The 22,759-nt window shown below is 43.5% G+C and carries 19 protein-coding genes and 1 tRNA gene; 15 read left to right on the plus strand and 5 right to left on the minus strand.

Annotated elements, in window-relative coordinates; all coding sequences use genetic code 11:
• The first annotated feature begins 118 nt into the window (after window positions 1-118).
• Complete coding sequence (locus tag ACYVE4_RS32970; protein ID WP_461044678.1) at window positions 119-376, plus strand: YodC family protein; 258 nt, start codon at window positions 119-121, stop codon at window positions 374-376.
• Window positions 377-1,064: 688 nt separating this feature from the next.
• On the opposite strand, the gene ACYVE4_RS32975 is transcribed toward ACYVE4_RS32970, so the two are convergent.
• Entirely contained in the window at window positions 1,065-1,829 is a 765-nt protein-coding gene (locus ACYVE4_RS32975) for a carboxypeptidase-like regulatory domain-containing protein (RefSeq protein ID WP_461044679.1), read from the minus strand.
• A 205-nt stretch (window positions 1,830-2,034) separates the two neighbouring features.
• Between ACYVE4_RS32975 and ACYVE4_RS32980 the strand changes: the two genes are divergently transcribed.
• Genes ACYVE4_RS32980 through ACYVE4_RS33025 form a run of 10 tightly spaced genes read left to right on the plus strand, consistent with a single transcriptional unit; the run spans window position 2,035 to window position 9,694 of the window.
• Window positions 2,035-3,168, plus strand: coding sequence for an NAD(P)/FAD-dependent oxidoreductase (locus tag ACYVE4_RS32980; RefSeq protein WP_461044680.1), 1,134 nt, complete (start codon window positions 2,035-2,037; stop codon window positions 3,166-3,168).
• A gap of 21 nt (window positions 3,169-3,189) precedes the next feature.
• Window positions 3,190-3,909: a methyltransferase domain-containing protein gene (locus ACYVE4_RS32985; RefSeq protein WP_461044681.1), complete on the plus strand. Its 720-nt coding sequence runs from the start codon at window positions 3,190-3,192 to the stop codon at window positions 3,907-3,909.
• 53 nt (window positions 3,910-3,962) lie between these two features.
• Window positions 3,963-5,015, plus strand: coding sequence for a type III polyketide synthase (locus ACYVE4_RS32990; protein WP_461044682.1), 1,053 nt, complete (start codon window positions 3,963-3,965; stop codon window positions 5,013-5,015).
• Entirely contained in the window at window positions 5,009-5,806 is a 798-nt protein-coding gene (locus ACYVE4_RS32995; RefSeq protein ID WP_461044683.1) for an SDR family oxidoreductase, read from the plus strand. Before ACYVE4_RS32990 ends, ACYVE4_RS32995 begins: the two co-directional genes overlap by 7 nt.
• A gap of 9 nt (window positions 5,807-5,815) precedes the next feature.
• Window positions 5,816-6,262: a 3-hydroxyacyl-ACP dehydratase FabZ family protein gene (locus ACYVE4_RS33000; RefSeq protein ID WP_461044684.1), complete on the plus strand. Its 447-nt coding sequence runs from the start codon at window positions 5,816-5,818 to the stop codon at window positions 6,260-6,262.
• The gene (locus ACYVE4_RS33005; RefSeq protein WP_461044685.1) at window positions 6,255-7,526 is read left to right on the plus strand and encodes a beta-ketoacyl-[acyl-carrier-protein] synthase family protein; all 1,272 of its coding nucleotides are present in this window, start codon (window positions 6,255-6,257) and stop codon (window positions 7,524-7,526) included. The genes ACYVE4_RS33000 and ACYVE4_RS33005 overlap by 8 nt, the downstream gene beginning before the upstream one ends.
• Before the next feature lie 7 nt (window positions 7,527-7,533).
• Window positions 7,534-7,791 (plus strand): acyl carrier protein, encoded by a 258-nt coding sequence (locus ACYVE4_RS33010; RefSeq protein WP_461044686.1) that lies wholly within the window; start codon window positions 7,534-7,536, stop codon window positions 7,789-7,791.
• Window positions 7,788-8,399 carry a 4'-phosphopantetheinyl transferase family protein gene (locus tag ACYVE4_RS33015; protein ID WP_461044687.1) on the plus strand — a complete coding sequence of 204 codons (612 nt, stop codon included), beginning with the start codon at window positions 7,788-7,790 and terminating at the stop codon, window positions 8,397-8,399. Before ACYVE4_RS33010 ends, ACYVE4_RS33015 begins: the two co-directional genes overlap by 4 nt.
• A gap of 55 nt (window positions 8,400-8,454) precedes the next feature.
• Complete coding sequence (locus ACYVE4_RS33020) at window positions 8,455-8,964, plus strand: gamma carbonic anhydrase family protein (RefSeq protein ID WP_461044688.1); 510 nt, start codon at window positions 8,455-8,457, stop codon at window positions 8,962-8,964.
• Between the two features lie 58 nt (window positions 8,965-9,022).
• A complete protein-coding gene (locus tag ACYVE4_RS33025; protein ID WP_461044689.1) occupies window positions 9,023-9,694 on the plus strand; it encodes a HupE/UreJ family protein in 672 nt (223 codons plus the stop codon).
• Here ACYVE4_RS33025 and ACYVE4_RS33030 read toward each other — a convergent pair.
• Window positions 9,655-10,521: a hypothetical protein gene (locus ACYVE4_RS33030; RefSeq protein WP_461044690.1), complete on the minus strand. Its 867-nt coding sequence runs from the start codon at window positions 10,519-10,521 to the stop codon at window positions 9,655-9,657. The genes ACYVE4_RS33025 and ACYVE4_RS33030 overlap by 40 nt on opposite strands.
• Window positions 10,521-11,930, minus strand: coding sequence for an MBOAT family O-acyltransferase (locus ACYVE4_RS33035; RefSeq protein ID WP_461044691.1), 1,410 nt, complete (start codon window positions 11,928-11,930; stop codon window positions 10,521-10,523). Before ACYVE4_RS33035 ends, ACYVE4_RS33030 begins: the two co-directional genes overlap by 1 nt.
• A gap of 244 nt (window positions 11,931-12,174) precedes the next feature.
• Here ACYVE4_RS33035 and ACYVE4_RS33040 point away from each other — a divergent pair, with 244 nt between their 5' ends.
• From ACYVE4_RS33040 to ACYVE4_RS33050, 3 genes are all read left to right on the plus strand, one after another.
• The gene (locus tag ACYVE4_RS33040) at window positions 12,175-14,565 is read left to right on the plus strand and encodes a M1 family metallopeptidase (protein ID WP_461044692.1); all 2,391 of its coding nucleotides are present in this window, start codon (window positions 12,175-12,177) and stop codon (window positions 14,563-14,565) included.
• A 26-nt stretch (window positions 14,566-14,591) separates the two neighbouring features.
• Window positions 14,592-17,000 carry a M1 family metallopeptidase gene (locus tag ACYVE4_RS33045; protein ID WP_461044693.1) on the plus strand — a complete coding sequence of 803 codons (2,409 nt, stop codon included), beginning with the start codon at window positions 14,592-14,594 and terminating at the stop codon, window positions 16,998-17,000.
• A 98-nt stretch (window positions 17,001-17,098) separates the two neighbouring features.
• A tRNA-Pro gene (locus ACYVE4_RS33050) sits at window positions 17,099-17,172 on the plus strand.
• Window positions 17,173-18,266: 1,094 nt separating this feature from the next.
• On the opposite strand, the gene ACYVE4_RS33055 is transcribed toward ACYVE4_RS33050, so the two are convergent.
• Entirely contained in the window at window positions 18,267-19,226 is a 960-nt protein-coding gene (locus ACYVE4_RS33055; RefSeq protein ID WP_461044694.1) for a LytTR family DNA-binding domain-containing protein, read from the minus strand.
• A gap of 394 nt (window positions 19,227-19,620) precedes the next feature.
• Here ACYVE4_RS33055 and ACYVE4_RS33060 point away from each other — a divergent pair, with 394 nt between their 5' ends.
• Window positions 19,621-20,733 carry a lysophospholipid acyltransferase family protein gene (locus ACYVE4_RS33060; RefSeq protein WP_461044695.1) on the plus strand — a complete coding sequence of 371 codons (1,113 nt, stop codon included), beginning with the start codon at window positions 19,621-19,623 and terminating at the stop codon, window positions 20,731-20,733.
• Between the two features lie 91 nt (window positions 20,734-20,824).
• Here ACYVE4_RS33060 and ACYVE4_RS33065 read toward each other — a convergent pair whose 3' ends face one another.
• Entirely contained in the window at window positions 20,825-22,387 is a 1,563-nt protein-coding gene (locus ACYVE4_RS33065; RefSeq protein ID WP_461044696.1) for an Rne/Rng family ribonuclease, read from the minus strand.
• Window positions 22,388-22,759 lie beyond the last annotated feature (372 nt).

The raw sequence follows: 22,759 nt of genomic DNA on the forward strand, positions 1-22,759 counted from the left end.
TTGTTTGATAACTAAATGAAGAGTTTAATACTGTTTATAGGGTTATAGTAAATAGTATTTTTACTATAAAACCTTCAATAAGTGTAGCCAGCTAATTTAATAAATTGTACAGCAACATATGGAAACTAAATTTAAAACGGGTGACCTCGTTCAACTTAAATCTGGAGGTCCTATTATGACGATTAATAAATTTATGCATCCCCCTTTAGCAAAAGGCCAATTCGAAAACTTAGAATGTGTATGGTTCGATGCGACAAGCGCAGGGCCTCATTTTGCGCATTTCGCCGAATCTACTTTGGTTCTTGCTCAAATAGATTTCACCGAAGAAGCCTCCGCTAACCATTATTTACAATCGTTATCAGGAGATCCATCCTAATTAAACCATTTATGCATTGCTTCATTCCATTATTTAACAAATACTATCGGAATGAAGCAATAAGAGAACATACCTTGTAAGGACACCCTGATAGGAAAATAGAAGACTGTATTGTCGTAGGGGATTACATAAGCCGTGGAATGGCTATGCTAGGGCTACTGCCAGCAAGTTGAATTTCGTTTGTGCCTCTTTATTCAATTTGTTTAATCGCAAGGTATGGTTCTCCAATTTTTTAATGTTCCATACTGATCTAGATTGTTCGCTTTCTTCAATCTGATCCATTTCTTCGAGTAATTGCTTTAGGGCCAATTCCATCCTGATCTGAAGAGCCAATAACTGTTTATTTGAGCATTGGCCCAAATCAGTACTGCTTTCCAGATAGGAAATACTTCGATTCTGTCTCTTTGTAATACAGGTGGATAACTGATTGTAATTCAGTCGTAAACTGGTTATAGCGTTCAACCATGCGTTGAGCACAGGTTCAGGGCAGACTGTGTCTAATGAATCCGAATAGGGCATTATTGAGGTAAATTACATTTAATGGGTTTGTTTAATTTTAGACATTAAAAGAATGATTAAGTCAAGTTTAGATTTGTTTAATTCTATTTATTGTGAGAATATTTACTATTTGGTAGGTGTACATACGGAATAATTACCGTTCTATCTGTTCTTGAAAGTTTAACTGATTTTATAAACTGTCAATCAACAGAATTAACCTAAACTCGGTACTTCCTTCAAAATTATCGTCTTCAAATAATGCCGTAAGCGAGGACGCGTACTTATTTGCTGTATCCTTGACCTTTACACCGAGTTGTTTTCCGGTCAAGCGGTCTCGAGCAGAAAATTTATAGTAACCCAATGGTATATCCTTCAGGTCTGAACTTGCTTCGTCTAAGGATAGGGTTATTTTCTTCCCTACGCTGCCATCGACAAGTGGACCAACAGGTTCCAGTATAATGTCGACTTGATGAGTTACTACCCGGTCTGGATGGGCATGTACTTCCAGAGTCGCACCTAGGGGAGTAGCATAAGCATCATCATCAGGGCTTCGTGGGCCAGTCAGGCGAAAAACAAAATCCCGAATGGCACCCGTATAGGCTGAAAACACCTTGGTATCTAACTGATAAAGCGCCATTTTAACTTGTTTGCTTTGGTACTTCACGGTTAATACACCACTGACGCTATAAGATCCTGCAGCAACGCCAGTGGGCACATTAAATCGATAATAACCCATAGCATCGGTATATCCGATAGACACTTTGTTGTAATAATCGGTACTACTGGCAGTAATAACCGCGTTACTGATGGGACGGCCTGCTTCATCAACCACACGCCCTTTTACGACTCCACTTTCAATGTCGGAAGAAGCTGAGGGAGTGGATTCAAGGCCGGGCTTATTACAGGCGCAGAGCGTTAACAAAGTAGTTAAATAGAGAAGAAATACTTTTTTCATACTATTGGTTTGATAAGGTTAACTATTTGGTTTAGAATGTACTGGATTAACAAACCAAAAGTCTCTTATAAATGCGTCCAGTCACAGATAACCCTGAACCAATTGTCAGAAACAACGAATGGGTTGAGTAGGTTACTGATTAAACTGTGGCAGGATTAACGCTACTAACAGTCTTGTTTTTCATTCATGACCCAATTCAACGTGCATGACCTATGATGCCGATGTCCTGATTATTGGTGGCGGCCTGGCTGGCTTAACGGCCAGTATTCATCTCGCACAGCAAAATTTACGGGTCATGCTAATCGAAAAGCACGAGTATCCGCATCATAAGGTTTGTGGAGAATATATATCGAATGAGGTTTTCCCCTACCTTGAGCAACTAGGTATTCACATTGATGAAGTAGGGCCCGCCCGAATCCACCATTTTTTACTGAGTACGGTTACTGGCGAAACAATTGAGAGTGATTTACCGCTGGGCGGTTTTGCCATTAGCCGATATACATTTGATAATCATCTGGCGAAGAAAGGGATTCAGTGTGGTGTCAATCTGGTGAAAGATGAAGTGAAAAGTATTCTTTTTCAGGATGATGGCTTTACAATAACTACATCGGAAGGAAAAACATATACGTCGAAACTGGTGATTGGTGCATACGGAAAACGGTCTATTTTGGATAAACAATTAAATCGTCCGTTTATTCAGCATGAGTCGCCCTGGTTGGGGGTTAAAGCACATTATAAAGCCGCATTTCCAAGTGGGTTGGTATCGCTTCATAATTTCGAGGGTGGTTACTGCGGCTTATGCCAGGTGGAAGATGGGATCGTCAATGCCTGTTACCTGGCCAATTATGAAAGCTTTAAGCAATACAAAAATATCGATGCGTTTCAGCAGGCGGTACTTCGTCAGAATCCAATTTTAGATCGTTTTTTCTCGGATGCAGAACCGCTCTTTGATAAACCACTGGTTATTAGTCAGATTTCATTTGCGCAGAAACAACCCATTGAGAATCATGTACTAATGTGTGGCGATACGGCCGGTTTGATTCATCCGTTATGTGGTAACGGCATGGCAATGGCGATTCACAGTGCCAAAATATTGTCGGAGCTAATTTTAGCTTACTATCACTCGGGAAATCTCGATAGGAAGTCTCTGGAAAAAAACTATACATTAGCCTGGAATAAGGAATTTAACCGTAGATTGATGGCAGGTAGAATCTTACAATCGATTTTGCAATCTCCACTGGCAACGTCGGTTCTGTTAAAAGGCTTACAACTGACTCCTGGCATTTTACCGCTTATTATCAAACAGACTCACGGAAAACCGTTGCTAATGGAAGAGTAATCATTTTTATTTCCTGAATCAATGCCATTAGATACGACTCAACGTACTACACAAGAAGAAGCACTTGACGATTTCGATCTGGCTGGATCGGATTTACGCGATGCGCTTGATAAAATTGCCACAATCAACCAATGGTTAGGCGGCAATCGGATTACCTTGAATGGCATCGATAGCCTGATCCGAAATTACCCAAAAGAAAAAACGATCTCCGTTATTGATATTGGTTGTGGTAATGGCGACATGTGCCGGGCCATTGCCGATTTTGCTAAACAAAAAGGCCGTTCGATCACCGTTTTAGGAATTGATGCCAACAGAGATACCATTGATCATGCAAAGGCTTGCTCAAAAGCGTATCCGACTGTTTCTTACGCCGTTATGAATGTATTCGATAAGGAGTTTGCCGGGGTGGAATACGATATTGCCGTGTGCACACTGACTCTGCATCATTTTCCCGATCAGGAAATACGCTCCTTAATGAGTTTACTGGTAAACAAAGCCAAACGGGGCATCGTTATTAATGATTTGCATCGCAGCGCGTTGGCTTATCGATTGTTCCAGCTCATTTGCTTTGTTTTCCGTCTAAGCGATCTTTCCAGAGAAGATGGATTGATTTCTATTTTACGCGGTTTTAAAAAAGATGATCTGGTAGGTTTTTCAGAACTCTTACAGGTAAAAAACTATCGTATTCGATGGAAATGGGCCTTTCGCTATCAATGGATAATAAAAACGAATTACGATTGATTATATAACCGCCTGAAAAACAATTCGTAAATCGCCCTTTGTACTTCCTCTTTATGTCTGTAAGAATTACATCAGTAGCAAAAGCATTACCATCGAATTGGCGAGATACAGCGGATATTTTACCGTTTCTGGATACCTGGCTGGCTGGTCAGGATACGCGATTCCAGCGAAAAGTGAAGAAGATCTTTGAAAATGCGGCTGTCGACAGGCGATATTCCATTATGGGGCCGACGGAAGTGTTTTCGAAAACCTCATTTGAAGAAAAAAATGCGCTGTACATGCGCGAATCCATCAAACTGGCAGAAACGGCTTTGTCGAATGCGTTAGCGAAAACAAACTGGAATGTTACGGATATTGATTTCCTGATTACAGTTAGCTGTACCGGCATTATGATTCCTTCGCTAGACGCTTATTTAATTAATAGTCTGCAAATGAAGCAGAATGTGGTTCGGCTTCCGGTTACTGAAATGGGATGTGTCGCTGGTATATCGGGTATTATTTACGCGAAGAATTTTCTAAAAGCGAATCCGGGAAAACGGGCGGCTCTGTTGGCTGTTGAATCGCCAACAGCTACCTTTCAGCTAGATGATTTTTCGATGGCGAATATTGTCAGTGCCGCTATTTTTGGCGATGGGGCTGCCTGTGTACTATTATCTTCTCACGAAGACGATGCTGGCCCCGAAATTTTAGCCGAAGAAATGTATCATTTTTATGACGCTACGCACCTGATGGGCTTTGATCTTACTAATACAGGCTTACAAATGGTGCTGGATAAATCGGTTACGGACACCATTGCCGCCCATTTTCCTGCTATTATTTATCCGTTTTTAGAGAAGAATCAGCTGACGATCGAACAGATTTCGCACCTTATTTTTCACCCTGGCGGCCGCAAAATTGTCGAAGTTATTCAGGAGCTTTTCGGGCAACTGGGCAAAACAATTGATGATACGAAAGAGGTTTTACGGCTGTACGGGAATATGTCGAGTGCTACGGTTCTTTATGTACTCGAGCGATTTATGGAAAAACAACCCGACAAAGATTCGTATGGACTTATGCTCAGTTTTGGGCCAGGATTTTCAGCTCAGCGGGTTTTACTACAATGGTAACTGAATTTGGCTCGCAACAGTATTGGGCAATTATTCTGGGCGGCAGCAAAGGACTAGGGTTAGCAACGGCCCATAAACTGGCACAGCATGGTATGAATCTGTGTATTGTACACCGCACCAGAAAAGCTGATCTGGTCGAGTTCGCCAATGAATGCGATCGAATGGAAGCAGAAGGCGTTTTGGTTAAATCGTACAACATGGATGCGACCAATTCTGAAAAACGAAATTTGGTCATTGCCGATTTAGCCGAGCAGGTAGGGGAGAAGGGGAAAATTCGTGCTTTGATTCACAGTATAGCCAAAGGGAATTTGAAACCTATGCTTGCAGACAACCAGCCTGATCTTCAGCATGACGATTTTCAATTAACTATTGACGCAATGGCAATCAGTTTATACGATTGGGCGAAGGCCTTGTTGATGTCCTCTCTGTTTGCTGCCGATGCGCGTATCATCAGCTTTACGAGCGAAGGAAGCACCCGAGCCTGGAAAAATTATGCCGCTGTTTCTGCGGCCAAAGCTGCGTTGGAAGCGATTTCAAGAAGTATTGCCTTGGAAATGGCTCCTTCGGGAATTCGGGCCAATTGCATCATGGCGGGCGTTACGGACACGGAGTCGCTGCGTATGATTCCAGATTATAATGCCTTGCTGAACCATAGTCAACAACGGAACCCCTTTTCCCGCCTAACACAGGCAACCGATGTAGCGAATGTTGCGTATTTATTGTGCAAAGATGAAGCCGCCTGGATTAATGGTACGGTTATTCCAGTAACGGGTGGTGAACACCTTCAATAACGAAATCGATTGCAAGACTTCAACTATATCCTCGCTCGACTTCCTTATAGCAAACCGTTTCTGTTTGTCGATCAATTGCATTCGATTGATGAAAATGGTGTGGAAGGTAGCTACACATTTCCAGAAGATTCGGCTTTTTATAACGGTCATTTTGCTGACAAACCCGTAACGCCCGGCGTTATTCTGACCGAAGTAATGGCTCAGATTGGCGTTGTTTGCTTAGGCATTTTTCTGATGGCCGATGCGTCCGTCAATGAGTTTGATATTGCATTAACGTCTACGCAAGTTGATTTTTTTCGTCCCGTTTTCCCTACCGAAACCGTCACGGTTCGATCCACAAGAGACTATTTTCGATTTTATAAGTTGAAGTGTAAGGTTGAAATGCTGAACAGTTCGGGCGAACTGGTTTGCCGAGGCACTATTTCGGGAATGATGAAACCCAAAAATCATGCGTAATCGAGTAATTATTACGGGCCTGGGTGTTGTAGCACCGAATGCGGTGGGTGTGCCTTTATTTTTAGAAGCCATCAAAGCTGGGCAGAGCGGTATTGCGTTTCATCAGGAATTAGCCGATCTGAAATTTTCCTGTCAGGTTGGCGGTATTCCTCCCGTCACCGAAGCGCATAAAACTCAATATTTCAGTGAATTACAATTGCATCAGTTAAACAGCAGTGGTATCATTTACGGCGTAATTGCCGGGATGGAGGCCTGGCAACACGCTGGTCTTCCTATTGCCACTGATGAACCTGACTGGGATAGTGGAATTGTATTTGGAACGGGAATTTTAGGCATTGATAAGATTCGGGAAGCGATCTATAAAGTTGATCAGGGGCAGGTTCGTCGATTGGGCAGTACGGCCGTTGTTCAAACCATGACGAGCGGAGTTAGCGCTTATTTAGCAGGTATGCTAGGATGTGGTAATCAGATTACAGCGAATTCATCGGCTTGCGCTACAGGTACCGAAGCGCTTCTGATAGCGTATGAACGGATCGCTGCCGGAAATGCTCGTATAATGCTGGCCGGTGGTTGTAACGATCACGGCCCTTACGTATGGGGGGGCTTCGATGCCATGCGGGTACTTCCATATCAATACAATCAATCTCCCGAACGAGCATCCAGACCAATGAGCGTCAGTGCCAGCGGTTTTGTTCCAGCCAGTGGGGCCGGTGCTTTGGTACTTGAATCGTTGGAAAGTGCGCTGGAACGAAAGGCGACTATTTATGCCGAAGTGTTAGGAGGCCACGTAAATTCAGGAGGGCAGCGGGGAGGGGGTACGATGACGGCGCCGAACCCGACTGCTGTAGCCCGATGTATTCAAAGAGCTATCGAACAAGCTGGTATTGATGCAACTGATGTCGACGTGATTGATGGACATTTAACCGCTACCATCAAAGATCCTGCTGAAGTAGCTGCCTGGTGCGAAGCTTTAGGTCGGAAAGGGGAGGATTTTCCCTACATTAATTCGTTGAAATCGATGGTAGGGCATTGTTTGAGCGCGGCTGGAAGTGTGGAGAGTGTGGCTGCTGTATTGGAACTATACAATGGATTTATTTACCCCTCCATTAATTCCGAAGATCCGCATCCTGATATTCTGTCTCTGATCGATTCGGCTAAAATTCCGCAGCAACTGATTCAGAAAAACATTCGGGCGATTGCTAAGGCTAATTTTGGTTTTGGTGATGTGAATGCCTGTGTCATTTTAAGGAAATTTCAACCCTAACGACTCTATGCAAACGAACGAAGAATTAATTGCGACGCTAAAAAAAATTGTAAAGCCCTACGTACAGGATGAAACGGCATTCGAGCACCTAACCGAAGGAACAGACTTTATCAAAGATCTGAAAATCAATTCGGCTAATCTGGTTGATATCGCTTTGGATGTCGAAGAAGCGTACAACATTGAGATTGATAATGAGTCGATGGAAAAGATGCTGACGGTAGAGGCTGCCATCACCATTATTCAGCAAAAACTGGCAGAAAAATGATCGGCAATGACATTGTTGATCTGGCTCAGGCAAAACAGGAGAGTAACTGGCAGCGAAAGGGATTTCTGGCTAAACTGTTTACTGACGAAGAGCAACAGTATATTCATACATCGCCCAATCCAGAACGTATGGTCTGGACACTTTGGAGTATGAAAGAAAGTGTCTATAAAGCAATTCTTCGCGAAACTGGAGAACGTGTGTTTGCACCAAAAAAAATACCTTGTCAGCTTACTTCATGGATTGAAAAATCAGCCGAAAGTATTGTCTTTCACGAAAAAACGTATCGAGTAAAAACAAGCGTTACTCAGGATTATATTGCCAGCATTGCTTTGCTAACAGATGGCTCTTCCACTGTCGAATCAGCTGTTTTTTCGCTTACCGATACTGCCTATACGACGCAATCGTCGATGGTTAGAACAAGAATTGTACAGCATTGTGCAGAGTTATTATCTGTTCCAGAACACCTATTTAGTATTCAAAAGAATCTCAATGGGATTCCAACTTTGCACATCAGCAATACTGGTAAAGACCCCTTGCAAATTCCGATTAGTATTAGCCACCATGGCCATTACGGAGCCTACGTCATTGGATTGTCTGTGAATGAATAGTGTTAATCGACAAATTCGCTCGTAAATCGAAAAGCTTGCCATGTATCTTTGTGGCATGGCACTAATTAAAGCGGTTCGGGGTAATCACCCGACATTCGGCGAAAACTGCTGGTTTGCGGATAATGCGACTATCGTTGGCGAGGTAACAATGGGCCGCGATTGTACGGTCTGGTTCAACGCCGTGGTTCGGGGCGATGTCAATTCGATTACGATTGGTGATCGCACCAATATTCAGGATGGCGCCGTTATTCACTGTACGTACCAGCGTTTTAAAACGACTATTGGCAACTATGTTTCGATCGCTCACAACGCCATCGTTCACGGGTGTACGCTCGAAGACAACGTGTTGATCGGGATGGGCGCTATTGTAATGGATGGAGCCGTTGTTGGTGCAGGAAGTATCGTTGCGGCTGGCGCTATTGTTACCCAAAATACGATCATTCCACCAGGTTCTATCTACGCAGGCAATCCTGCCCGATTCCTGAAAGCCGTTTCGCCCGAACAAGCCGAGATTTTTAAGCGAACGGCTAATAATTATGTAATGTATGCTGAGTGGTTCAAATAAAGTCGTTCACTATAGTCTGTTGTGATCCGAAAACAGTCAATCATCCTTCCCTTCAACCATGAACGACTTTCTAATTTACCTCCGTCTGGGTTTCGATCATATTACTGACCCTGGTGGATATGACCACATTCTTTTCGTAATTGCCCTTTGCGCTGTTTATACGATTCAACAGTGGCGACAGGTGTTGATTCTGGTTACAGCTTTTACGATTGGACATTCTATTACGCTCGCACTGGCTACATTGCAATTGATTCATTATCAGACAGATTTGATTGAATTGCTGATTCCTGTGACGATTCTGATTACGGCGGTTTCCAACTTCTTTTTTCACGAACCAAAATATAAGTCAGACAAACAGCTATCCACTCAGGCCTGGCGATATGCGCTCGCTTTATCGTTCGGATTAATACATGGAATGGGTTTTTCGAACTACCTGCGAAGTCTATTAGGCCGGGAAACCAGCATTATTCAACCGCTGCTGGCATTTAATATCGGTTTGGAAATCGGTCAATTAGTGATTGTTGGGGTCATTTTGGGGTTCACCTTTTTTCTACTCGATATTGCCAAAAATCGTCAGTCTCGCTGGGTTTTAATTATATCTGGAATTGTAGCGGGTATGGCGCTTTCTCTTATTATCAACAACGAATATCTACACGAGCTCATGGAGGCAAGTCGGTTCGGTTCTGAACGCTACCTCTGCGAGATGGGCAATCGGGTGTGCAGAAGTTGACTGTATAAATAATGTGAGTATCGGATGCACTCGAATCGGGGTAAATGTACACCGTCTGTTGTCTGATAAAATTCTGATGGGACTTGAATGTATTGATAAGCCGTTTCTGGAAAAGTTGAACGGGTTAATTGGCGAATGATCGATGATAATTTTGCATTCTGAATACGTGGATCGGTTGGCATTTCAAAGAAGACAACCTGGGTTCCAGTTTCCTGAAGACTCCTGATATAATTAGCCGTTATGGCTATTTTTCTTCGTAATTCGTTATTTGTTGGAATTCGATTCATATCGATAAGGCGCTCCTGAATGAGCTTCGACGCAAACGAGGTATCAATAAGTTCTGGTAAGCTACCGATCTGCGATTGTTTTAAATCTCGTAACAACGCTTTTACTACACCCATAGGCTGATATTTTAGTCGCGTTAAGGGAATGTACTCGCGAATTTTTGCCCAGACAGGCTGTCGTAAACTGGCGAAAAAGGCTGTATCAGGCAGCCGATCAAGGCTATTCGTTTCGACTAGTAGTAAGTGAGGACGACGTGATGTCTGTGCAATTAAGGCAATACCGTCGACCGAAGCCAAACCTTCCATCGACAGGTTGTAGTAGTGTCCCGGCAAACTATCCACCAGCAGTCGATTACTCATGGACGACCCCACAATGATCGTATCGGCCAGCTGACCGTTCTCGTAAAGAAATTCTTCGGCTTTAACGAGGTTGTTTTGCTCAACCGTAAGGCCGGTTCGTTGAATCTGTTGTCGAAATACATAAATAAAAACGCTATAGACGAGCAACAGTATGGTCGTAGTTAATAACGCCTTCCGAATCATTAGAATTGAAAATAAATAAATACACCGTTGGATCCGCTATTTGTAATCAGGAGAAACAGCATGATTCCGCAGCCTACAAACTCCCAGGAGGATGGCTTGTAGTAGGCGGCACGAGAGCGCAGTACATAATGATAATGGTATAAAATCACTGGTAATGAATAAAGTATAATTAAACTTAATATGCGGCTATCATGGGGTTTATGCAGGTTATTGATCAATGCCTGACAATAGGCCACTACCTGGCTAAAATCGGGCAATTTGAACAGAAGCCATAAAAACGTCACGTAGCTAAAAACAAACACTCCACGAATAAGCTGACTAATTCGAGTTTCTTGGAATGGAAAATGGTTATCAATGAAACGTTCAAGGGCTAAGGCTAATCCGTGGGCAAATCCCCAGATGGCATAGCTCCAGGCAGCCCCATGCCACAAACCGCCCAGTACCATCGTCACCATCAAATTCAGGTAGGTACGAAAAGGACCTTTGCGGTTGCCACCGAGTGGAATATAAAGGTATTCGCGCAGGAAACTCGACAGTGAAATGTGCCAACGTCGCCAGAAATCGGAGAATGATGTGGCTATGTATGGGAAATTGAAATTTATCGGGAATTCGTAGCCAAATAGCTGGGCTAATCCAATGGCAATAAGTGAATAACCCGCAAAATCAGCGAAAATCTGCATCGAATACCCAAATAATAAACCAAGCAGAGTTAGCGATGACAGACCCTCGAAATAGGGATAAGTGATCGACAATGTATAATCTTTCAGATTATCGGCAATGACCATTTTCAGAAAATAGCCAACTACCATCATTCGAAAACAATTTTCCCACTGAATATCCGACAGCGATTTAGGTCTAATCTGCGGTAGGAAAAAATGCGCTTTAACAATTGGCCCGGAAACGAGCTGCGGGAAAAAAGCTTTGAAAAAGAATACAGTCTGCGCGTGTTGAGCCAGGTTGCGCACGATCAGTGATCGAAATTCGGGCACGTCCCGATAACGGTATGTATCAACAACTAAGCTTGTGCCCTGGAACGTGAAAAATGAAATGCCCACGGGCAATGGCAGGCTAACGAGCAGCTCGGCTAGTGAGCTATCAGACGGCAAAAATGTTCGACCGATCAGTGAGCCATATTTGAAAAAGCAAAGAATACTGATATTCGCCAAAACGCCTGAGATTGCGTACAGCTTACGTCGGTTGTGAGGCCCATAAATGACGCAGTAACTAGCTATAATATTAATTCCTACCGAGAGGATGAGTAGCCATAACAGATTAGCCTGATTAACGGCATAAAATAGTAGACTGGCAACTATTAATATCGGTACCTGCCAACGCCTTAGCAGCGGTAAATAATAGAGGCTGAACGTGATAATTACCAGAATAAAGAATGTAAAGCTGGTAAATAACATCTTATAACGGTTATGGATTATTTGGTTACCTGCAATTTAACACACAATTAACATTTGAAACAAATACCTTATATTAATATTTGGTATAAATTAAATTTTTTTTTGTATTAAACATAGATGATGCTTAATGCTGTACAGCGCGAATTATATTTTCATAGCAAACACCTACAATTGGGTAACTCCTGAACCAATTGTTACTTTTTTCTTAATTTTACCCTCCTTATCAACAACTGAAACCAAAAGAATGCGAAAGATAATTTTGCTTGCAGTAGGTTTAGCCTTTTCAACAAAGCTGGCTTGGTCGCAGGCACCTGCTACGTCTACGCAACGCGCGAATACGCGTTTTGAGCAATTGGGTCCGATGCTACCCACCCCCAATACATTTCGGACAGCTTCTGGCGCTCCTGGAAAAGATTATTTCCAAAACCGTGCCGATTACGATATTAAAGCAACGCTCGACGATGCTATTCAGAAAATAACGGCTTCCGAAATCATTACTTATCACAATAATTCGACCGATGTACTTCCTTATTTGTGGCTGCAATTAGACCAGAACCTGTTTCGTCCCGAAGCCACCGGAAGAACGACCCAAACGAGCAGTATTAATGCCGAGCGGGGAATGTCGTTTCAGCAGCTTAACCCTGGTGCTGATTTAGCTGCTAAAGATTACGGCCACAAAATTACCGCCGTTCGCGATGCCGCCGGAAAGCCACTGAAGTATACCATCAATCAGACCATGATGCGAATCGATTTACCACAACCTGTAGGACCAGGAAAGTCGGTAAGTTTTTCGATTGACTGGAATTTTAAAGTTGTCGACGTGAAAAGTGTGGGTGCACGGGGCGGTTATGAATTTTTTCCGAAAGATGGAAATTACATTTATGAGATTGCGCAGTGGTTTCCAAGGCTTTGTGCTTACAATGATGTTACCGGCTGGCAGAACAAACAGTTTTTGGGCCGGGGTGAATTCACACTGATTTTTGGCAATTACAAAGTCGCCTTAACTGTACCGAACGATCATATCGTTGGCGCCACCGGAGAGCTGCAAAACCCAACGCAGGTTTTAACCGCTACACAGCAAAAACGCTGGGCCGAAGCGAAAGGTCGGGGCGATAAGGCCGGAGAGAATCCAACCGTAATTGTAACGCAAGCCGAAGCTGAAGCCGCCGAAAAAGGTAAACCTACCGGCACAAAAACCTGGATTTTTAAGGCCGATAACGTTCGGGATTTTTCGTTTGCCAGCAGTCGTAAGTTTATTTGGGATGCGCTCCAGCCGAATGTAGAAGGAAAACGCGTTTGGGCCATGTCGCTCTATCCGAAAGAGGCTAATCCGCTCTGGGGGCAATATTCTACTCGGCTTGTCGCTCACACACTGCGTTCATACTCACGCCGAACAATTGCCTATCCCTACCCCGTTGCCTATTCCGTTCATGGCCCTGTAGGTGGGATGGAGTATCCAATGATTAGTTTTAACGGTGCTCGTCCGTTAGAAGACGGTACGTATTCTGAAGGCACAAAAAACTTTTTGATTTCTGTCGTTATTCACGAAGTAGGCCACAATTTCTTCCCGATGATCGTCAACTCCGATGAGCGCCAGTGGTCGTGGATGGATGAAGGCTTGAACACATTCCTGGAAGGATTAGCCTGTCTGGAATGGGATGCGAATTTCCCTGCTCACGGAATTGATCCGCAATACATTGTTCCGTACATGCAACTCGATTCGACCCAGCAGGTGTCGATTATGAGTAGTTCGGATAATATTCCGGGCAACACATTTGGACCGAATGCCTATACGAAGCCTGGAACCGGACTCAATATTCTTCGCGAAACGGTGATGGGTCGCGAGTTATTCGATTATGCATTTAAAGAATACGCTCGGCGTTGGGCATTTAAAAGCCCGGAACCCGCTGACTTCTTCCGCACTATGGAAGATGCCTCGGGTGTTGATCTGGACTGGTTCTGGAAAGGCTGGTTCTATAGTGTACAGCCTGTAGATCAGGCATTAGTGAAAGTAGATTGGTTTCAGGTCAATTCTCAAAATCCCGATATCAGCAAAGCTGAAGCGCGTAAAGAAGCTCAACAGAAACTGAACACCATCAGCAAACAACGCGACGCGCTCAGTAAAGACCAAACGGTTGTTGCGCAGGATAGTACGATGCGCGATTTCTATAATCAATATGATCCTTATGCGGTTACGGAAGCTGATAAGAAGAAATATCAGGATTATCTGGCCTCATTAACGGCTGAAGAACGCTTGCTGGCCGAAGCAGGAACGAACTTTTATACGCTTTCCCTGAAAAATAAAGGCGGTTTGCCAATGCCGGTAATTATCCGGATGGAGTTTGAAGACGGCACCGATTCGATAGCTCGTTTCCCTGCCGAAATCTGGCGTTTCAACGATGTCTCGATTAACAAAGTAATTGCAACGAAGAAGAAGGTAAAACAATGGACGCTCGATCCATTCTATGAAATTGCCGATATCAATACAGAAGATAACGCGTTTCCTCCTGTAGCGAAACCAACTCGATTCCAACTATTTAAACAACGACAAGGACCAGGAGCAACGGCTGGACCAAACCCAATGCAGCAACAACGCCAGTCATCCCCTGCTCGGCAAGGGAGTGGTCGAAATTAACCATCTCTATTAACCTACAACAGACTATGAAAAAAGTATTGGTAATGGTCGGGCTCACCGTTTGGTCAGCATCGCTATTTGCCCAAGCCCCAGGGCCATCGACGCAAAACGCAAATACACGTTTTGAGCAACTTGGGCCTATGCTACCATCACCGAACACGTTTCGGACGGCTTCTGGCGCTCCTGGAAAAGATTATTTCCAGAATCGAGCCGACTACGATATCAAAGTCGAACTCGATGATGCGAATCAGAAAATCATTGGTACCGAAACGGTTACGTATCATAACAATTCGACCGATGAATTACCATTTATCTGGCTCCAGCTCGATCAGAACCTATTTGCAAAAGGATCGATTGGTAGCGTAACCCGGACAGGTGGCGTCAACGAAAGCGGAATGAGCTTCGCTCAATTGCAAAACCTGACTTCTGTGCGGGAGCGTAGTCAGCAACAGGCTACCGATAAATTCGGCTATAAAATCACAGCAGTAAAAGACGCTAAAACAGGTACCACTCTGAAATACACGATTAATCAGACAATGATGCGGATTGATCTGCCAACGGCCATTAAGCCCGGTGGTACCTACTCGTTCAACGTCGACTGGAATTACTTCATCACCGAGTATTACGGTCGAAGCGGTATGGAGTTTTTCCCGAAAGATGGTAACTACAACTATTTTATTGCCCACTGGTTCCCTCGTCTTTGCGCCTATAACGACGTAACGGGTTGGCAGAACAAGCAATTCCTGGGGCAAGGTGAGTTTACCCTGATCTTCGGTAACTATAAAGTAGCTATCACGGCTCCGAATGACCACGTTGTTGGCGCTACGGGCGAATGTCAAAACTATAAGCAGGTCTTAAGCGCTACGCAGCAAAAGCGACTGGCGCAGGCAGCTACCTCAAAAACACCAGTTGTGATTGTTACGCAGGCTGAAGCTGAAGCTGCCGAGAAAGCGAAACCTGGTGCTGCCAGCGGTAAAAAGACCTGGGTGTTTGCTGCTCAAAACGTTCGTGACTTTGCCTTTACCAGCAGCCGCAAATTCATCTGGGATGCCATGCAAACGGATGTGTATGGCGATGGACGTAAAATCTGGAGCATGTCATTTTATTCAAAAGAGGGCAATCCGCTTTGGGGACAGTATTCTACCCGCGTAGTAGAGCATACGCTGAAATCTTACGGTAACCGAACTATTAAATATCCGTATCCGGTGGCTATTTCCTGTCATGCTACAGCAGGTGGTGGGATGGAGTATCCGATGATTTCCTTCAATGGTGGTCGTCCTGAACCAGATGGTACGTATTCGGCACAGACCAAGGCTGGTATGATTGGGGTCATTATCCACGAAGTGGGCCATAACTTCTTCCCAATGATTGTCAATTCAGACGAACGCCAATGGACCTGGATGGATGAAGGTTTGAATACTTTCTGCCAATATCTGGCTGAAAAAGAATGGGATTATGATTTCCCAAGTCGTCGGGGTGAACCTCAGTATATTACTGACTATATGAAGTCGGATAAGTCGGTTCTCTCGCCAATTATGACTTCGTCGGATAACGTAATCAGTCTCGGGCCCAATGCTTATGCTAAACCTGCAACGGCTCTGAATATTCTTCGCGAAACAGTGATGGGGCGCGAGTTATTCGATTATGCGTTTAAAGAATATGCCCGTCGTTGGGCCTTCAAAAGCCCGGAACCCGCCGATTTCTTCCGTACGCTTGAAGACGCTTCTGGCGTTGATCTGGATTGGTTCTGGAAAGGTTGGTTTTATGGTGTTGAGCCCGTCGATCAGGATTTAGTAGAAGTAGATTGGTTCCAGATTGATTCTGGTGATCCTGTTTCGACGAAAGCAGCGGCTAAAACCGAAGCCGAGCGTCGTGCTGGAACGATCAGCAAACAACGCGATGCTGCCACCAAAGCCGAAACCGTTGTAGCCAGGGACTCAACTATGAAAGATTTCTATAATAGTTATGATCCTTACGCAGTTACAGATACCGATAAAAAGAAATACCAGGATTATCTGGCTACGCTGAGCGAATCGGAGCGTGCTACGCTTGAAAAGAGCGCAGGTAATAATTTCTATACCCTGTCCTTAAAGAATAAAGGTGGAGTGCCGATGCCCGTGATTATCCGGATGCAGTTTGAAGACGGAACTGATTCCGTTGCTCGTTTCCCGGCTGAAATATGGCGTTTCAACGATGTGTCGATCAAGAAAGTGATAGCGACCAATAAAAAGGTAACACAGTGGACACTCGACCCTTTCCAGGAAATCGCTGACATTGATGCTGAGAATAATTCATTCCCACGCGTATCACAACCAACACGTTTTCAGTTGTTTAAGCAGCGGCAGAATCCTTTTGCACCACAGGGGTCGAACCCGATGCAACAGCAGCGAGGAACTACTCCACCACCCGCCCGACAGGGAACAGGTAGAAACTAAGGCTTGATAGATTATGAACAATAACTACTAGCATACATATAATTTGTAGAAGTAGTTATTGTTCATAAGTCATTATCCATTACTTTTGCAGTCCCATTCGGGATGTAGCGCAGTCCGGTAGCGTGCTTGCATGGGGTGCAAGAGGTCGTGGGTTCGAATCCCGCCTTCCCGACGTTTATAATCAGCCACTTACAATCCTTGTGAGTGGCTTTTTTGATTTTAGGTACAACAACTTTCTACTATACTCAAAACAAATTTTAAACAGTACTACCTGGTTATACCAGACCAGTGTGCTGACTTCTGGAGATTTCACCTTAACTGCAGGAACGGTTAAGATCACAACCTCGGGTGCTGCGTACTATGTGACTGCTGATGCAGATATTGCAGCTCCGGCGGGGATTTGACAATTACGAGTACAGGAGCAGGAGGGAAGGGTGTTACAGTTGATGGTACGGCTACGATTAGTGATCGAGTGCGCAACTTGCCGCAACGTCAATACTGTATATTGAGACCGCTTCCGGAACAGAAATGGTAACATTTAAGCCCAGGAATGCAGTTTATTATTTACACTTCTCTTCGCCAGATTTAGCTAAGAATACAGGTTATAAAATCTATTTTGGAGGAAGCTACACCGGTGGCAGTTTTGTAAGTAGCTCTTCTGGATGGGGATTGTACACAGGTGGAACCTACTCCAATTTGGGTAGAACATTAAAATCTTCCCCAACGACATCGGCTACTAATACATTCAATACAATATCTTTCTAGATAAGGATAGGTTAGAATCCTTAACTAGGACTTTTGAAAGCTATTATAAATTAATGATATAGGTAACTTATTCTTCTAATGCCAGAGGTCAGACCTTTTCTCAGATTGGGAGAGATCAGACCTCTGGCATTAATAAGGAAGATTACCATAAGTAAGGCCTGAATAGTATTGAGTGTAGGCCTACTATCTAAAACTCAAGTTATTAGATAAGCTAATCAAACCTGATCGGTCTTTGTTGAACAAATTAGATCTAGGAGCCCCTACTTTAAGAAGCAACTTGGTTTGCCTTTAATCACAAAAACTGAACTTTTTAGGTGATTTCACACGCGAAATGTGTGATTTCAGTCAAGAAGCATTTTGTTTATTAAACGGATAGTTGACCTTCGTTTCAGCAATAGGCTACACTTTTCCATAGCAAAGGGTAACTATACATGTAACCTTTACAGGGAGAAATAAATAAGAGCGAATTGCGAAGAGCGTAAAGAGTTACTGAGGGAAGACTCACATTAAATCGGCAGGCTCGGGTTTACCAGCATCTCGCTGTAACCACTCCCGGAACTCCTGCATCCGAACGCGAGGAACCACTATTTCGTACCGAGTCGGATTGTTTAGCGTGACGATGTATTTACCGTTTTCCCAGTAAGAATAATGTAAGACTGCTTGCCGGTTGACTATGTAATCACGCTTGATTCGGAAGAATTGCGTAGGATCTAATTCAGCTTCAAGTTCATTGATGGTCTTGTTGACCATGTATCGTTCTTTGATCGTTTCAGCAAAATAAGATCGGTCTTCCACTGTGAAGTAGTAAGCTTCATTGACAGGGAAGTCCAGTTCGCCTAGATCACTCTTACCTTTTAGATAGCTAAGGTAAGTGGAAGTAGAGACAGTTGGTTTGGGTGAGAACGTTTCTGATAAGGCCAGGTATTTTTGTTCTGCTTCAGTTGCTTTGGCTTCAGCTTTCTCCTGAGCTTCCTTACGTTGTTTTAGATAATCCTTAAGGAGCGAAATATTAAGCGCTATGTACCCGATCAATAAAACAGCAAATAGGTATACTGCATAAATTCTCAGAGAGAATGTCTTCAGAATGTAGCCTTCCCAATAATCCTTTAATACGTAGTTAGGATAACCTTCGAAGAGAAAGCGAACCGTTTGTGTGATTGGATTAAAAAGAAAAAATGAAAAAGCAAGAATTGGTAAGAACCGTAACTCATAATGGCGAATCGCTCGCCAGTTATTTTCTATAGCCTCTAATTTTAACCACGTGTGAGTCTTGTAAAGTAAAAAGATGACAATAGAAAGTGTGACTAGTTCTGGTAACAATATGGTGCCAAGGACTGAACCAATGTATTTAATAGGACCGCCCACTTCCTCCACTCTATGTAGCTTAGTCCCACTACCTACAGCCCAACTAGCTCCTTCAATCAACGCATAGGTGCCTAGCAATATAAAAATGCTATTCATCGGGTTGCGGAGGAAATTTCTAGTTAAGCGAATCTCAGTCATAGGACCCCTTATAAAATCGGAGATTAAATATAGTAGTAATATTTAACTAATTCCAAAAGCTCATTGTGACTTTTTTACGATTGATGCCCCTTTGGATGACAAGTAGCTTTGTATCAACAAAAAAGGCAGGAAAACTGCCATAAAACACAGCTAACATCATCTAAATAAAACTATCGTCATGAAAAGTCAATTCTCTATCAAACCAGCTAAATCATTAAGCAACGTTAAGTCTCCAGTAGCAAAAAAAGAGATATCCAATATACTAGGAATCCCATTTCTTGCGGAGTGCTGCGCTTCTGGTCCAATGGTTGATTTCACAAAAGTTGCTCTTTCTTTATAAGCCGCAAATATCATGCTAACCACTCGACAACTTTATAAAAAGGAGTTGGCGCAGTGCCGCGACCACTTCGATCAAGTTGATTTGCTGAAAGAACGGGGCTATTTGATGAAGTTTACTACGTTTTCGGCAAACGTTGGAAACATTCTTCCATCAATACCCCGGCAGGAGCACCAAACACTCTTTAAGGAGTTGTTGCTGCAGCAAATGTTCACCACGTTCGATCAGAAATGTTTGGCGGCTGGTGATTTAGTGAAATTAAAAGGAGCCGATTATCTCCTTAGTAAAGAGTATAGTCCTCGAATTTATTGCACCTATCACCTAGGTTCCTATCGATTGCTGACAAGTGTACTTTTCCGCAAAGGTGTGGACTGTGTATTGCTTGTAGGTAGTAATATGAATCGCAACCAGGGCGATGGTATGGCTGAGCATATTGAAGGCTTACGTCAGAAATATGGCCTTACCAACGTGTTTAAAGTGGTTGAAGCAGGAAGCCCAACTGCTGGACTAACGGTGTTGCGGGAGTTAAAAGCAGGCCGTTCGCTGATTGTCTACGTAGACGGCAGCCCTGAAACGGGTCCTAAACCGGGCGAAGAATCGCAGTTCCTATCCGTACGTTTTGGCCATCGTCGGCTGCTTACCCGGAAAGGAGTTGGCTATCTATCGCATGCATCTGGTGTACCGATAGTGCCAGTGGTAAGTTATCGCCAGTCGGATATGGCTAACGTACTCTATTGCATGAAGTCAATACGTCCAATTCCCCAAAGTGATCGGGAAATGTATTGTCAGGAGGCTTTGCAACAGCTCTACGATGCGTTCTGGCCTTTTTTGAAGCAATATCCAGGCCAATGGGAAGGATGGAATTACATCCATCTATTTCTACAGCCAGAAGAAGCTAAAAAGACATTGCTGAATCCGTATAAACAGCTAGTGTTCAACGAGGATCGTTACACATTATGCGACTTGGAAGAAGCTCCTATTCTGTTTGATCGGCATAGCTATCAGACGTATGAAATCACCGAAGATTTACGTGATTTACTCATGAATTTGAATGAAGTTGACTCGATAGAAGAGCTGGTTGGTCACGAGGTATATAGTGAATTAATCGATATGGAAGTATTGCATTAAGCATATATAGTTTTTGTACTAAACAAAGAGCCGATCAAATTCATTTGATCGGCTCTTTGTTTAGTAAGTGTAGTAAAATTTTACTACACGGCTAAGCATTATTACTAATCTCGATTTCCTCTCCGGCTTTATTGAAAAACTTAAAGTTAACTATTCCTAGCGAACTATCCTTAATAAGTTTAACCCAAGTCATATATTTAAAATACCATTGCATCTGCTTCGAGTAAATACCCTTCGTGTAATAGGCATATAAAAGTGGGTTAAGCGAAATAGAAATGCCTCGCTCGTTCTGCTTTGTTAGGATATAATCAAGATTGTTCTCAATAATGTCGGTCACCAACACGCTTGCCTGAATCGTTCCCGTGCCGCCACAAGTCGGACAAACTTCCCGCGTAACAACATTCATTTCGGGTCGGACACGCTGACGAGTTATCTGCATCAGGCCGAATTTTGTGAGTGGTAAAATCGTAAACTTCGAGCGCTCGGGTTTCATCTCATCGCGCATGATATCCTGCAGAAGCTTTTTATTCTCTGCTTTCTTCATGTCGATAAAATCGACGACAATAATGCCGCCCATATCACGCAAACGAAGCTGGCGAGCAATTTCTTTAGCGGCTTCCCGGTTTACGCTAATAGCTGTGGCTTCCTGATCTTCTTCAGAATTCGATTTATTACCACTGTTCACGTCAATAACGTGAAGCGCTTCCGTGTGCTCAATAATCAAATAACCTCCCCCCGGTAAGCTTACCGACCGGCCAAACAGGGATTTAAGCTGTTTCTCAAGACCGAGGGCTTCAAATACTTTTGTTTTACCTGTGTATAATTTTACAATTTTTTCTTTCTCAGGGGCAATGGTATGAATATAGTCCCTGAGTTCATCATACGATTCACGCGTATCAACGGTGATGCTCTCAAACGATTCGTTGAGCATATCGCGCAGAATAGAGGATGCTCGATTCATTTCGCCTAATACGCGATCACGAGGTTTGGCGTCGGCCAGGTTTTTGATCGCCTGATCCCATTTGGCTAATGAATTCTGGAGGTCGCGATCAAGCTCTTCAACATCTTTATCCTGAGCAACAGTACGTACGATAATCCCAAAATTCTGAGGCTTAAGCGACGACATGAGCCGGATCAGCCGTGAACGTTCAGCACGATCCGTAATTTTTTTGGAAAGGTTTACGCCATCTGAAAATGGCACCAGCACTAAATAACGGCCGGCAATAGAAATGTCGCAGGAAAGGCGTGGACCTTTGGTTGAGATAGGTTCTTTTACTACCTGAACCAATATGGGAGCGTTTTTCGTCAGTACCTTATCGATTTTCCCGATTTTTTCGATAGGCGGCTCTAGCTTCATGCTACTGAGTCGCCCGGTTGTGACGCGCTTGGCGATTACATCTTTAACCAGTTTATTGAGCGAATTAACATTCGGCCCCAAATCCTGATAATGCAAGAAACCATCTTTCTCGTGCCCAACGTCCACAAAGGCAGCGTTGAGGCCCGATGATAATTTCTTAACTGTTCCTAGGTATAAATCGCCAACGGTGAAGCTACTGTCTAACTCTTCTTCGTGATACTCCAGGAGTCTCTTGTTTTGCAAGAGCGCTATCCGATCACCTTTCTGAGTCGAACTGATGACTAATTCATTACTCACAAGATGAATATGCGGTTAAAAAAATGGCTGTGAAAAAAGAAAAAAGCCACGTTCGGGCTTTCCAGACCGCCGGGGCTTCCAATAAATGAGTTTCAAGTTTCAGGTTTCAGACTTGCTAATGCAAACCTGAAACCTGAAACTTGAAACTATTTCTTCTTATGCCGGTTTTTTCTGAGCCGTTTTTTTCGCTTGTGAGTGGCAATCTTGTGCCGCTTCCGTTTCTTACCGCAAGGCATAATGCTATACAGTTTAAATGGTTAAAATGTCTGTCGGCAAAACCACCCGGTTAAGCCCTTAAATCAATGTATAATGAAAATGAATATCAGCATATGTGCAGACCCTGTTTGCATACTGCATTATTCATTGCACATT

The organism is Spirosoma harenae, assembly GCF_054776975.1.